Origin of the sequence: Desulfovibrio gilichinskyi (assembly GCF_900177375.1) — a bacterium.
GTDB lineage: Bacteria > Desulfobacterota > Desulfovibrionia > Desulfovibrionales > Desulfovibrionaceae > Maridesulfovibrio > Maridesulfovibrio gilichinskyi.
On the sequence record NZ_FWZU01000004.1, the window covers coordinates 501,305 to 516,078 of the forward strand.

Below are 14,774 nucleotides of genomic sequence, written 5' to 3' on the forward strand. Positions count from 1 at the left end.
ATCCAGTCTTTGATACCTTACAATTGATCAAGAATTTTTAAAGCGTCCTCAAATTCATATTCATCAATAGCTTTCTTCATAAGCTCTAGTTTGCCTGTTTGCAGCCCCCATTCTGAAGACGATTGCAACTCTTCAATTAAAGAAACCGCTTCGGTATCGGATTCCTCAAGCAGAATCCGCAACTGCCTGATTTTAAGTTCAAGTTGTTCTGAGCTTAGTTCATTACTATTCGGATTATTTTGCGGTTCATTGTATTTAAAATTTTTAAGCCCTTCAAGAACAGGGGCCAAAGCTGTTCCAACCCTGTTTAACAATTTATCAATTTCATGTTTCGGTTTGTTTTTTTTGCATGCCGATTCTAGGTAATAGGCTTGTTTTTCGATTTCTTCTGCTCCGATATTACCAGCTACTCCTTTTAAGGTATGTGCGTAACGCATGGCTGCTTCATTGTCCTCTCTGCTGTGTGCATCACGGAAAATTGATTCAAAATCGGTGTAATCATTTTCAAACATGAATAATATTTTTTTATATAACTTGGTGTCTCCCTGTAGTCTGGCAAGCCCGGATTCTGCATTTATACCGGGGAGGGTTGAAAAAGTGCTGCCATCTGATTCTTGTTCATGGTGTGCGGGAATAGGTTTTGCCGACGGGGTTGAGGGAGTAATCCACTTACTCATAATGCAAAGCATCTCACTGATCTGGATAGGTTTACCTATGTGATCATTCATTCCGGCTTGCAACGATCTTTCGCGATCTCCGGCCATTACGTTGGCGGTCATGGCTATTATCGGCAAACTTTTGAATTTTTCCTGCTCACGAATTTTTTTAGTTGCAGTATAACCGTCCATCACCGGCATCTGGCAATCCATCAGAATACCGTCGAAAGTTTCTGTCTCTAAAATATCCAAAGCTTCTTTGCCGTTAACTGCGATTTTAACTGTGACTCCGTAGTTTTCCAGAAGGTCTACAGCTACATTCTGATTGATTTCATTGTCCTCAACAAGGAGGATGTATGCTCCTTGAAGTTTTGCAGTTGCTTCGTTAATTTTTTCCTGACGGAAGGGGACACGTTTTTCAGATTTTACCTTGCGACCGTGGGCGTTCATAATGGAATCCAGCAACATTGACGGCATAATCGGTTTGCTCAGGAACCCGACTATGTTTTCAATTCCGGCCGCAGCGGACATGACTTCAGAGCGTCCGTATGCTGTTACCATGATAACTTTCGGGATATGCTTGAGCTGTTTATTACTCGCCATGGCGCGGGATATTTCAATTCCATCCATGGATGGGATGTTCCAGTCCATAAGTACCAGATCATATTTTTCAGCATCGCTTTGTTTTTCCAATAACTTAATAGCCGCAGCTCCATTTCCGGCTTCGTCAGTTCTGAATCCGAAGTTTGCAAGCATTTCGGCCAGAATTGTTCTGGCTGTTACATTGTCATCCACTATCAGGATGTTCATTGGACCCAATTCCGATCCTTCAGTTGTTATTTCAGGAGCAACTTCCTCTTGAATCATTAAGTTGACAGTGAAATTAAAGGTTGTTCCTTTATCAATTTCGCTTTCAACCCATATTTCTCCTCCCATTTTTTCAACCAATTTTTTGGAAATAGCCAGCCCCAGTCCTGTTCCTCCGTATTTACGAGTTGTTGATGTGTCAACTTGACTGAATTGTTGGAATAATTTTTGTTGCTGTTTCTCAGTCATACCTATGCCTGTATCTTTTACTGAAAAAGACAGCTTGATATTCGTTTCATCCTGCTCAAGCTGTTTAACACCTATTACAATTTCACCTTTTTCAGTAAATTTCAGTGCATTGTTGCCCAGATTCAGCAAAACCTGTCCCAGCCTAAGAGGATCTCCTTTTAAAGCAGTAGGTAAGTCAGGAGATATGTCGAACAGAAGTTCCAACCCTGACTCATGCGCTCTAAAAACTAAAATGTTGGCAAGATCATCAAGCACGTCTTCTAAGCGGAAATTAATGTTTTCCATATCAAGTTTTCCTGCTTCAATTTTTGAAAAGTCCAGAACTTCGTTAAGGATTCCCATCAGATTTTCGGCTGAGCGATTCACCTTACTTATATACCCGCGCTGTTTTTCTGTAAGGTCCGTTTGCATTGCCAAGTGGGAAAGTCCGATTATCGCATTCATCGGGGTGCGTATTTCGTGTGACATGTTTGCTAGAAAGTCAGATTTAGCAAGTGTTGCCTCTTCTGCAAGGTCTTTGGCTTCAGCGAGAGCTTTTTCCGCTTTTTTTCGTTCAGTAATATCTACTACCCAGCTTAAAGTTCCCTTTTCTCCCATGTACGTAAATTTATAATAAGATAGTATTGCATCAATAATATTTCTATCTTCCCCGTACAGCTCCGTTTCAAAATTCCTAAAATTACCGTCCCGTTCCAGTCCTTCTAAAAATTTATTCCGTTTATCAGGGTGAACATAATTATTTATAGCATTATCTCCAACCTTAAAGCCCATTTGGGTCATAGCCGGATTAGCAAATTTAATGATGTCATTAACGGCGATCCCGACTCCGACCGGGCTGGTATCAAAGAGATACTGAAGTCGTTCTCGCTCGTCGGCTAATGCTTCTTCCATTGCTTTTCGATCCGTAATATCACGGATGACAGCTACAAAAATAGTATCTTCATTGACCACTGCAGAGTTTACAGCAATTTCCATGGGAAAGATTGAACCGTCTTTACGTTTAGCAGAAACTTCTACCTGTTTGCCTACTACTTTCGGGAGTCCTCCTTGAATATTATTTTTGATGTACTGGTCATGGTGTTCGCTAAAAGGGATCGGCATAAGCAGGCTGATATTGAGCCCCATGATTTCGCTTTTTTTATAGCCGAAAGTTTCTTCGGCCGCGGGGCTGAATTCAGTTATTAAACCTCTAGAATTTATTACAATAATTCCATTTTTTGCCGTGTCGATAATTCCGCGCAGGCTGGCGGTTCGTTCAGCTACTTTTATTTCCAGCTCGTTTTTAGCTTTTACTAGATTATTCTGGGATTCTTCCATTTCAGTTATATCAATAAATGTTTCAAGTAAGACACGGTGTTGACCTTTCTCAATGGTGGAAACAGATTTCATAATTGGAATCCTGTCGCCGTTCTTTGTAAGCAGAATTTGTTTGGAAGTGTCCTGTGTCACCCCTAAATCTAAAATTGGACAACTTTCGTGAGTATGGATGCCCATGATATGACTGCATGGAATTCCGATAATTTCTTCGCGGCTGCGACCCATCATTTTTAACGCAAAATCATTAATATCAATTACTGTTCTAGTTTCAGAATCAACAAGAAAAACTCCTGCTGAGATTGAATTGAAAAGTCTGTTTAAGTATTGCTCATTCTTTGCAACTTTCTCAGATTGTAAAAAAAGTTCATTTCCAGCAGTTTCAATTGAGTCCAGCATCGAGTTGACATTTATACTGAGTTCGAAGATTTCATCATTACCGTCAACGCTTACTCTTCCTTTTGCATATCCTGTTTTACCTATATCCGAGACTTGAGTACTAAGTTTTTCTATGCGTGCGAGCACTTTTTTGTGGAGTAGAAAATAGCCGAGTATGGCAACTGTAAAAAGAATAAGGATCACGCTTCCGTAATGATATAGGGATATAATTTTACCTTGATGGGAAATGCGGCGGTTTACAGTTGTTTTCAATATGGCGACTATAGTTTGATTGATATCAAAAAGAGGAGCAATTCCGTGGGCTGTTTTATCATCAGTATAGATGGCTAGTTGATGGTTTTTAGCTTCTGACAGTTCACTCAGCAGTTTTAAATTAGGATTTACAGACTCAATTAAAACAGGAAAACCCAGTCGGTTTGAAATTTCTTTAAGAATTTTATCGGAAAGAGGGCGGGCCATGAGCATTGTCCCCATGGTAGGCCCTTCACCGTCGCTTGTTAGAATTTTTCTCTTAGCGATCAGCATGAGTTCACCGTTAGTCAGAGTAATGATGCCGCCATACCCTTCTTCGATACCAGGGATTGCCGGCAGCGGTACACTGCTGTGTTTGATAATATCCTCTGCTAAAGAACTGTCTATTTCTCCGTCTGTATTGACTGCTTGCTCAAGAATAATTTTTCCGTTTATATTTCGCAGAATAATTGCAGCAAGTGATTGGTTCAGAAATGTATCAATAGTGAAATTTGAATCGATATAGTTTGCGTTATGGTCTTGAGCAAAATCATAAGAGTCATTCCATGAAGACCAGTCCAGCAAGAGTGCGTCTAAAGTCTGCAATTCATTTTTAATACTTTTTTGCGCTGCGTTGATGCTTGCATAAACTTTTTCATTTTCCAGATCTTGGAATCCTTTTTTTATAACGAGAGTAGAAACCATGAATTGTCCGGCTGCAAAAAAAAGTGCGATTAAAATGATGCTAAGCATAGTCATATGACGAAGTTTCAATGCCTGCCTCCAATTCTGTTTGTCTGCTCACTTGTGAAAGTTCTTTAAGAATTTACGTTTTTTTATTCCGGCAATCAGTTATTTTATGTCTATTTGAAGGTGTTTTTTTATACACTCAAGAACAACTGATGGATTGATAGGTTTGGTTACAAAATCAACAGCTCCCAGCTCAAGAGCGCGGGCTTTATTTTCGGCGTCGACCATAGCCGTAACAAAGATAACCGGAATCTCTTTTGTTTTCGGGTTTAGTTTGAGCTTTCGGCAAACTTCATAACCATCCATTTCCGGCATCATTATATCCAGCAGTATTATATCCGGAGGGGTTTCAAGGGTTATTTCGAGAGCTTTAAGGCCGTTTTTAGCCGCTTTTACTCTATATTCCGGTGAGAGAATTTTAGAAAAGACAGCAATAATACTTGAGGTGTCGTCAACAACTAGAACCGTTTGTTTTCTGATGGTGTTACTCACTTCAAATCCTCTGGAAATTCTTTAGATAGTGTTGAGCCTTAAAACTTTTGAAATGTGTTTTATGCGACGTTTAAGTCCTGAAAAGACTATAATTTTAGTTGTTAAATCAAATTCTAACTTACAGTTTTCTTAGACTCATAGCATCTTCTTCTTGAAATGTTTACTCATTCCACACCAAAAAAGGCTTACATCTTTTCAGATGCAAGCCTCTTGGTAGAAAATCGCTGGAATAATATATTTTACTTTAGCAGTTTAAATTCACGGTGTTCTTTTTTGACTGTGGAGAATGCTAACCCTTTTTCATAATAAGCTGCTTCATTGATAAAGACCGGGTGTACTTCTTCCTTGCCTTCGTACTGAATATTTCCGCATTCAGCCCCGTAAAAGATATTATCACCCGGGTGCAGAATCTCGTAATCTCTACCTTCAAGATCTTTGTGGATCATTGCATCACCAAAAGGCCCGTCAGGGTAGGCAACTTCAGCAATATGACTGAAATATTCAATGCTGAACGGAGTTTCATCCGCTCCCCCTGTGTTTATTTCATGAGCAATGTCCAGCACGGCTGCAACTGCTTTGCGCATACTTTCAACAACATCATGGCGCAGAATACCCTGCGGTATCGGGCCGACTTCGATACCTATTCCGTATGTTCCTGAGCTTCTCAGGCATGAATCTGTTCTGTCTGATTTTTTAATGCAGTATACATGTACTTCCGGCAACCTGTGTTTGACCATTGCGGCAAGCAAAAGGTTAGGGGCTTCATCATCACACATAATATTGATGCCCATGTTTGATGTGGTTGTGTGCATGTCCACCAGCAGAGTTGTTTTGCCTGCATAGTTTTTTTTAAGATTGTTCTTAATTTTGTATGCGAGCAGTTCTTCGTAAGAGACAGCGGATTCATCTTCTAGATCTTTATCAAGAAAACAACGGTTTAAGTCTGTTTCGGTATAACGCAGGTTCAGGTCAACAGCTCTGGGGTTAGAACAGAAAAAATCTGTTTCAAAGGAGTTTCTTTTGAGAAAGGAACAGTCTTTTTCCCATTCTTCAATAAGATAAACTCCGGTAGCTTCGTTTCCATGAGTTCCGCCTGAAATAACGACATTGTCTATTTTGTTAAAGCTTGATTTGATTTGCATTTTATCTTTTTTATTAAAGTTTAATGTTTCTATTATAGCAGAAATTGCTATTAAATTTTTATGTGACTGAGTGATAAATATTATGCCTTGGCCTTATTTGCTACTCTTTTTTCAATGCCAAGAATCACAGATGTTATAATGATTGATGCATATTATGAAGTACTATTTTATTATAGTCTTGCTCTAGGATGGGACTTGGAAACCAATAAAGGCTGTCTCCGTAAGGAAACAGCCTTTATTAATAAGCGGTTTTAAGTCAGGAAAATTGACTTAAACTTTTTATAGCAGGTAGTTAACAGCCAGAAATCCCATGATAGACATGGTGATGGTGTACGGCAGAGCCAGAAGTACCATCCGTCCGTAGGAAAGTCTGATCACCGGAGCAAGAGCTGATGTCAGCAGGAAGAGGAATGCTGCCTGACCGTTAGGAGTAGCAACACTTGGAATGTTGGTTCCTGTGTTGATTGCTACTGCCAGCTTGTCCAGATGTTTCATCAGGTCAAGTGCCTGAGTTGCGGCAGCCTGAGGCATTCCGGCAACTACATCGGCTCTGACAAGGTGTGGATCGGTCAGCTTGTCCATCAAAGCCTGTCCGGTCATTCCAATACCAGGAATAGCTCCTAACATATGAATAAAATGCATTTTGGTTTCGGAGATATAAACTGTTGCCACAAAGACATTGTCAGAAATAGATGAGAGCAGTCCGTTGGCAACATAATATGCAGCAAGCTGGCTCTGGCCGTGCATGCTGAGTACGAAATTGATGATGGGGTGAAACAGTCCCTGATCATGAATTACTGCTACTACGGAAAAGAAGACAACGAGAAGAGCTGTAAACGGCAGAGCTTCTTCAAAAGCTGCGCCTAAGCGATTTTCTTCAATAACTCCGTTCATAGAAGTAAGGATAATGATGACTGACAGCCCGATAATACCGACCGCTGCAAGGTGGAAAGCCAAGGCTGTAACGAGCCAGATACCTGTGATTGCCTGAATTATCAGTCTGAGTTTACCTTTTGTTCCCTGTTCTTCTTCCATCTTGAGTGCAGTTTCAAGGAGATGGGAGCGGATATTTCCGGGCAGTTTTGCGCCGTATCCGAAGATATGGAAATACTCAACAGTTACGCAGGTAAGAAGTCCTGTTGCTAATACTGGCAGTGACACAGGCATAACTTCAAGGAAGAAGTCTACGAAGTGCCATCCCATTTCTCCACCGATGAGCAGGTTCTGAGGCTCACCGACCAGTGTACATACACCGCCGAGAGCTGTTCCGACTGCGCCATGCATCATAAGGTTACGGAGAAAACCTCTGAATTCCAACAGATCTTCGCGATTTTTTTCAACAACAGCCTGATCATTACATAAGTCATGCTCGCATTGCATCGTTTTGCCGGACGCAAATCTATGATAGACGTTGTAGAATCCATAGGCCACCGCAATGATAACAGCTGTTACAGTCAGCGCATCAAGGAATGCAGACAAAACGGCACCTGCAAGGCAGAACAGCACTGATATAACTATTTTTGAACGGACTTTTACAAGAATGCGGGTAAATGTGAATTGCAGAAATTCTTTCATGAAGTAGATTCCGGCAACCATAAAGATCAACAGAAGAATTACTTCGAAATTTTTAAGAGCTTCGCGGTAAATTGTCTCGGTTGAGGTCATTCCGAGAAAAGCCGCTTCAATTGCAAGCAGTCCTCCGGCTGGAAGAGGGTAGCACTTAAGTGCCATGGCCAATGTAAAAATAAATTCTGCAATAAGTGCCCATCCTGCGACAAACGGTCCGGCAGTGAACATAAGGCACGGGTTCAGAATCAAAAAAAACAAAATGCTCTGCTTGTACCATTTAGGGGCAGCTCCTAGAAAGTTACTGCCCAGCGATTGTAATAATGTAGGCTGCATCAAATTCTCCTTTTTGATGGACACGGTTAAACCATTAGCCTGAGTTGAACGGTTTATTGTTTATAATTCAATAATTATAAAGCGTTACAGGTTAATAGTGTTGGTAATTTCTACATGACAAGGCTGTTTTACTCCTCGGCATTTAAACAGTCCAGTGTAATAAAGGAACGTTATTATTTTCACATGTTAGTGATGCTTGTTTGCCAGTTTTTTGTGGGGATGCTACATTATAAATAATAAATTTTGTCCTTCAGTAGTTATGAACTTGAATCCGAGAGGAAAGAAAATTTAATAAGGAACTGGGCTCTCATGCACATCAAAAAAAAATTTAATTATTGTTTGAAGCTTATTTTTACTCCTGGTGCGCATCTTAAACGCAAATATGAAGCGTTCAAATCTCTTCTGGCCTATGATTCTATGGCCCTTGAATTGGTAGCTGATCTTGAAGACATATTATACAGGAAGAAAAAAGGTGATCACCAACGAGTTGTGTGGTTGACTCATCGTTTATCTTTAGCTGTCAATGCAATGATAGACCAACTTACTGAAATGAATCCTTTTTGTTACAGAAGCCTATACGAAAATTTTATCAGAATAGATAATAATGTTAAGATTGCTGTAGACCATAATCTTCCTGATTCCGGCCCCCCTTATATTCTTACTCTTGAAAAGGCTGCAGCATTTCCAGATTTGGCAGGAGGTAAGGGGACAAACCTCGGGCGCGCGTTAACCGAGGGACAAGTCAATGTGCCCCCGGCTTTTGTTGTAACCGCCAATGCCTTTAACAGGTTTATCGACTGCAACGGTTTAAGGGAAGAACTGGAAGCCCGTTTCCGAGTCATGCAAGTTGATAACCATGGGCATATCGCGCAGCTCACCCTTGAAATACAGGAACTGATTCTAGCTGCGGATGTTCCAAAAGAAATTGCGGATGGAATTCTTTCAACTATGGCGGAAATGTTTCCTGACGATTCGCTGATAGCCGTTAGGTCAAGTGCTTTGGCCGAAGACAGTGAGATCTCTTTTGCCGGGCAGTACTCAAGTGAACTGAGCGTGCATAAAAAAGACGTGCTTGAAGCGTATAAACGAGTTCTTGCCGGTAAATATTGTCCGCGCGCTATTGCGTACCGTGTTTCAAACGGCCTTTCAGATAGCGATACGGCTATGGCCGTGTTGATTCTGCCAATGGTCAACGCTGAAAAAGCAGGAGTCGTTTATTCAAAAAATCCTGATTCCAGCGGCAGTGATGAAAATATTTGTATCTATGGTGTCTGCGGTCTTGGGGATTCGTTGGTTGATGGAAGTATTTCTCCGGCAAAAGCAATTCTTTCAAGGGACGTTAAGCCGGAGTTAATCAGTAGCGGTACTGTAGATATAGGTGATCTTCCAAGTGAAGAAACTCTTTTGAAGCTTGGACGAATTGCCATGCGGCTCGAATCCAGTTTCGGCTGTCCGCAGGATATCGAATGGGCAGAAGACGATTTAAAAAATCTGTATATTTTGCAGTCCCGTCCGTTGCGGCAAAATACTGAAAAGTCGTCTGCGGTGCATTCACCGATAACAACCACTCCTGTTGTTAAGGGGCTGGAGAGTGCCGCGCTCGGCGTTGGATGCGGTGAAATTTATTTTGCGGAAAATGGGAAAGATTTTGCGCAGCTTCCTGAAGGGGCAATTGTTGTCACATCTACTCTTAAGCCCGCGCTTTCAATGTTTATCTCTAAAATTAACGGAGTCATTGCCGGTACGGGCAGCAGGGCCAGTCATTTTGCATCTGTTGCTCGCGAATGGGGACTTCCTGTGTTGGTAGGTGATACCGAGGGGTGTTTATATGAAGGGCAATTTGTAACTGTTGACGGGGTGGACGGAGCGGTTTTCGACGGCTGTGTCTCTGAGATAGTAACCAGATCTTATGTAAAGGATGAGCCTTCACCGCGAGTTCTTAATTTTTATTCCAAAGTTATTCCTTTTACGGTGAAGCTGAGTCTTACTGACCCTGAATCACCTGATTTTACGCCGGAAGGATGTCGTTCGTTGCATGATATGGTGAGGTTCTGCCATGAAAAATCAGTAGAGCAAATGTTTTCACTGGTTGATAAAAAGGGACGCGGAATGGGGGCGGCAAAAGAGCTTAAAAGTGACTTGCCGCTGGTAATGTATATTCTCGATCTCGGTAAGGGGTTGGTATTAAGATCGGCTAAAAAAAGGTATGTAACTCCTCAGGATATAACCAGTCAGCCGATGAGAAGTCTCTGGTCCGGGTTGTCTGATCCGATGGTGCAATGGTCAAAGGAGCTGACTCATATTGATTGGGATGAGTTTGACCGCATGTCAGCCGGAATCTTCAGTATTAAGTCTAAATTGTTGGCAAGTTACGGCATTATCGCGGAAGATTATCTTCATCTTATGATCAGGTTCGGGTACCATTTTTCTGTGGTTGACTCCATTTGCGGCAAGGCCTCCGGTGCTAATTATGTCCATTTTAAATTTCAGGGTGGCGGATCTGAGCTTAAAAACAGATTGCTGAGGCTTAGATTTATTCAGAGTGTACTTGGCCATTACGGTTTTGAAATTGAAACTCGCGGGGATATGCTTGATGCAACCTGTTCTAGAATCAGCGAGAAAGAAACCTGCGCTTTGTTAGCTAAATTGGGGTATTTGCTGGCTTATACCAGACTTATGGATATGCGCCTCCAAGAGGAAAAACAGGTGGAGCCTGAAGTGCAGCTCTTTATCCAGAACGCAGAGAGGGTTGATGGAAACTCTTCAGAATAATCACGCTTATCACCTGACATGGGTCACGGATCAACTTGCTGTAGGGTGTGCTCCCATGAGTTATGCTCAGCTTAATTCTTTGGATGAACAGGGGATAGATGCTATCCTGAACCTGTGCGGGGAATTTTACGATCTGTATGATATTGAGAAAAAGGCCGGGTTTGATGTTTATTATTTCCCGCTGGCGGATGAAGAAGCCCCGGATCTTGTTAAACTTGAAAAAACTCTGGAATGGCTGGATGAGTCCATTTATATAGGTAAAAAGGTTCTGATTCATTGCCGTCATGGAATCGGGCGAACAGGAACCGTGCTGAATGCCTATCTGCTTCGCCGGGGGCTCGGGCATAAACTGGCCTGGAAGGCTCTTAGAAAACTAAGATCAAAACCTGCCAATTTTGAGCAGTGGTGGACCATTCGCAAATACGGCAAACAGAGCGGCAAACTGACGATTCGTGAACCTCATCTGGAATTTAAAAGACTGGTTGATCTGTCTCCCTTTTTTAATGATTATGAACAATTGATTTTGCGTGTTGATGAAGCCGTTCGTGATTCCGGACACATTGAAACATGCGGATTTGATAATGATCAGTGTTGCCGGACTCCGGTCAGTCTTACTTTGGTTGAAGCTGTTCATTTAAGTCATCAGATTAATCTGGAGCTTACTCACGAAGGTCGCCTTGAGGTTATAAAACGTGCTGTGGAAACATCAAAAGCTGAAAGGATTGCCTCGGCAGAACTTAGAAAAGAAAATAATATTGCTGATTTTTGTCTCTCTGAAGCAGGCGCGGTTTGTCCACTGCTTAAAGATAAATCCTGTTTGCTGTTTAATGACCGTCCTTTGCAATGCAGAGCTTTCGGCGTGGATCTTTCTGACGACGGAGCGTTGTGGGGAAAAATCTTGACCCCTGCACTTAATAAGATCTCTTCTGAAATATGGTTCGCATATACCGGAATTATGTCCGACGCTAAAATACCTTCTTTTTCCTTGCCGGATGTCGCCTCAGGGAAATTTATAGAAGCCTTGTTCAAACTTATGATGGAAGAAGGAATTAGCGACTAACATTTATTTGTTAAGGTCATGCATTTTTTGTAATACTTCAAGCAGTACCTCTTTGTTAAACGGCTTGCTGACAAATTCGTCCATTCCCGTTAATTTTGCTTTATTCAGATCTTTATTTGAGGCATGCGCAGTCAAGGCCACAATCGGTATTTCAGCTATTTTGCTGAATTCTTTTGAGTTTCTTATTATGTTGGTAGTTTCAAACCCGTCCATAACAGGCATTTGTACGTCCATGAGAATCACATCAAAGCTGTGTTTGCGCAGCTTTTCAAGGCATTCTTCACCATTTTGAGCGCATATTATGCTGTGCCCTGCTTTCTCGAGCAGTTTTTGCGCCATAATTCTGTTGACCATTTCGTCTTCCACAAGAAGTATTCTAAGAGGAGTGTCGGACTTTTTTCGCTGGTGGTCTTTTTTATCTTGAATGTCGATATAGTCTGTTTTAGTCACCAACACGCAAAAAAGAATTGTGGTCCCCACACCTACTTCAGTTTCAACGGTGATGTTTCCGCCCATCAGATTTACCAATCTTTTTACTATGGGAAGTCCTAATCCTGTTCCTTGGTGTTTTCTGGATAAAGCTCCGTCAACCTGAGTAAATGACTCAAAGATATATCCAATTTTATCATCAGATATGCCGACTCCTGTATCTTCAACTGAGAAGAACAAGCGTTCTTTGTTCGGATCGCGGTGAGGGAGTGAATACACTTGGACTGCTATTGAACCTGACTCTGTAAATTTAATAGAGTTTCCGATCAGGTTAAAAAGAATCTGCCTGATTCTTCCTATGTCACCTATATAAAATTTCTGAGTAGACGGATCTATGTGCGAGTGAAAAGATATATTATTTTCCCGCGCTTGAAACTGAAACAGGTTAACACTTTCTTCTATCAGGGATTCCAGCTCGAAAGGTTCTTCAATAATATCAAGCTTTCCTGCTTCGATTTTAGAAAAATCAAGAAGGTCATTCAGTACCTTAAGCAAATTATTAGAAGAGCCAAGAGCTATTTCAACGTATGACTCCTGCTCGCTGTCAAGCGGGGTTTCCTGCATAAGCTGGAGTGTTCCCATAACACCGTTTAACGGAGTCCTGATTTCATGGCTTATGTTCGCCAGAAATTCATCTTTTACTCTGTTTGCGCGTTCTGCTACTTCCTTTGCTCCGATCAGTTCATTCTCTGAATGTTTATGAGCTGTTATATCCGTGAAAAAAAGTGCCAAAAGATTTCGCCCGTTGATGGTGACAATGGCTGACGAAACGTCCACACAAATTTCCCGACCGTTGAGTGTCATGGCTGGGAGTGCAGGTGAAAAAGAAATCTCGTGCAAAATATGTTTTTCGAAAATTTTATCTACTTTGGTACTATCTTTTTGAGGATGAAAAGCTTTTAGCTGTAGATTCTTCAAATTTTCATCATGGACATTGAATATATCCATGAAAGCAGGGTTCATGAACTCTATAAACTGGCTGACGGGGTTAACCAGACAAATTCCTGAGGGGGTGTTTAGCAGAAGAGTTCGTGATCTTTCATTACTTTCGCGGACGCTTGCCAGTGCGTTGTTACGCTCTTTTTCACGTTTGCGCAGAAGGTTTACCATATTATCAAAGGCTTGACCTAACTGCCCTATTTCACCGTCTGAATAATCTATTCCGCTCGGATTTTTAAAATCCTTGCTGCCGATTTTTTGAACGGTCTCCGTAAGACTTTCAAGATGGCGGACGATCCCTCTTCCTCCGACAAACCATGCAATTGCCAGCGTGAGAATTATTGAGATAAAGCCTGTTTCTGCTCCTCTGGTAAGAATCAAATCAGCACCTTGTTGAATTTCTGATTCATCAATACCCAAAAAAAGGTACATGTAAGGTTCAGTGTCAGACGAAAGACGCAATGGTTCATAAAAAATAATGCGGACAATTTTATCAGTAGATTCCGTAACAATCATTCCGGGATTTTTTCCGGTTTTTGCGGAGAGGAAGACTGCTTCTTGAATAGGAGTGCCGACTTCAATATTTTCTTTTTTAGGATACCTGAACAGCCTGTTCCCGTTATGATCACATAGTCCGAAAAATGAATTTTCCGGAAAGTTGCTGCGTTTAAAAAAATCTCTGTAATGGTTTAAGTTTATACCGATAATCAATGCCCCTTTCGGATTACCGTTAGCGTTAAGGACCGGCATTGCGAAAGGAAATATTGATTTTTGTGAAGTTTTGCCGACAACATATTCGCCGGCTGCAAATTTTTTTGTACTTATGGCATCTTTAAATTGCTTGCGATCCGCAAAGTTAAGATTTGTGGCATTTCCTGTGCCTGCAGCAACTACATTACCTTCTAAATTAATAAGAATTGCGTTTGTATATATAGGGTTGGCTTTCAGTATGGTTTCAAGAGTGATCTGCGCTGCGTGAGGGTTGAGCTCTCTGATTTCCGGAATTTCCGCAACTGTCTGAAGAAGTGTACGTGTTGAATCACTGATTCTGCGTTGTATTTCGCTGAATTCATGCAATGACTCTAAGGTCTGGTGCTTTGCGGATTTGATAGCTTGATGTCTATGGAGCAACGCTGTTCCAAGGTTCAGCATGAACGCAGGCAGAGTCGCAAGCAAAACCAAAACGATGATTTTTTTTCGTATTGATCCATGGAATAGTAGATTTGCCATTTACCCAGCCTTGTCTCTATCTGGTTTTTCAAGCTTCGATATGCTCGATATTTCAGAAGGTGTATGCTTATAAGAACTATAATACAATATGCTAAAGATACAGCCAATATTGGAAAATAGGTATTTTGAGTAATTTTGAAATTAGTTTTATAACATTCGATAATAGCTAAATGAGAGATAGCATTTAAAAATAGGTATCTCAAGAATAACGTATGATAATGTATTCAAGAGAATATTTTGTAGCAGAAGAGAATAAGTGTGTATGTGCGGAGAGGAAAGTATAACCCGTAAAGAACGGAGCAGGCATTCTATAGAAGAAATGCCCGCTCCGATAAATGATTT

The 14,774-nt window shown here is 41.2% G+C and carries 7 protein-coding genes; 2 read left to right on the forward strand and 5 right to left on the reverse strand.

Features of this window, described 5'->3' with window-relative positions:
- Positions 1-17 precede the first annotated feature (17 nt).
- The 4 genes from B9N78_RS13795 to nhaB form a co-directional block, all read right to left on the reverse strand.
- Positions 18-4,430, reverse strand: coding sequence for a response regulator (locus tag B9N78_RS13795; RefSeq protein ID WP_085103245.1), 4,413 nt, complete (start codon positions 4,428-4,430; stop codon positions 18-20).
- Positions 4,431-4,508: 78 nt separating this feature from the next.
- Entirely contained in the window at positions 4,509-4,898 is a 390-nt protein-coding gene (locus B9N78_RS13800) for a response regulator (RefSeq protein ID WP_170921431.1), read from the reverse strand.
- 239 nt (positions 4,899-5,137) lie between these two features.
- Positions 5,138-6,040 (reverse strand): aspartoacylase, encoded by a 903-nt coding sequence (locus B9N78_RS13805; RefSeq protein WP_085103249.1) that lies wholly within the window; start codon positions 6,038-6,040, stop codon positions 5,138-5,140.
- Positions 6,041-6,319: 279 nt separating this feature from the next.
- On the reverse strand, positions 6,320-7,942 hold the full coding sequence (gene nhaB, locus B9N78_RS13810) for a sodium/proton antiporter NhaB (protein ID WP_085103251.1): 1,623 nt from the start codon (positions 7,940-7,942) through the stop codon (positions 6,320-6,322).
- Positions 7,943-8,251: 309 nt separating this feature from the next.
- On the opposite strand from nhaB, the gene B9N78_RS13815 reads away from it, so the two are divergent.
- The gene (locus B9N78_RS13815) at positions 8,252-10,714 is read left to right on the forward strand and encodes a PEP/pyruvate-binding domain-containing protein (protein WP_085103253.1); all 2,463 of its coding nucleotides are present in this window, start codon (positions 8,252-8,254) and stop codon (positions 10,712-10,714) included.
- A complete protein-coding gene (locus B9N78_RS13820) occupies positions 10,695-11,774 on the forward strand; it encodes a protein-tyrosine phosphatase family protein (RefSeq protein ID WP_085103255.1) in 1,080 nt (359 codons plus the stop codon). The genes B9N78_RS13815 and B9N78_RS13820 overlap by 20 nt, the downstream gene beginning before the upstream one ends.
- 3 nt (positions 11,775-11,777) lie before the next feature.
- On the opposite strand, the gene B9N78_RS13825 is transcribed toward B9N78_RS13820, so the two are convergent.
- Entirely contained in the window at positions 11,778-14,432 is a 2,655-nt protein-coding gene (locus B9N78_RS13825) for a response regulator (protein WP_085103257.1), read from the reverse strand.
- Positions 14,433-14,774: the final 342 nt, after the last annotated feature.

Bases quoted from the DNA above. Each gene is read 5' to 3' on its own strand.
- B9N78_RS13805 (WP_085103249.1), bottom strand. From the start codon at position 6,040: ATGCAAATCAAATCAAGCTTTAACAAAATAGACAATGTCGTTATTTCA.
- nhaB (WP_085103251.1), bottom strand. From the start codon at position 7,942: ATGCAGCCTACATTATTACAATCGCTGGGCAGTAACTTTCTAGGAGCT.
- B9N78_RS13815 (WP_085103253.1), top strand. From the start codon at position 8,252: ATGCACATCAAAAAAAAATTTAATTATTGTTTGAAGCTTATTTTTACT.
- B9N78_RS13820 (WP_085103255.1), top strand. From the start codon at position 10,695: ATGGAAACTCTTCAGAATAATCACGCTTATCACCTGACATGGGTCACG.
- B9N78_RS13825 (WP_085103257.1), bottom strand. From the start codon at position 14,432: ATGGCAAATCTACTATTCCATGGATCAATACGAAAAAAAATCATCGTT.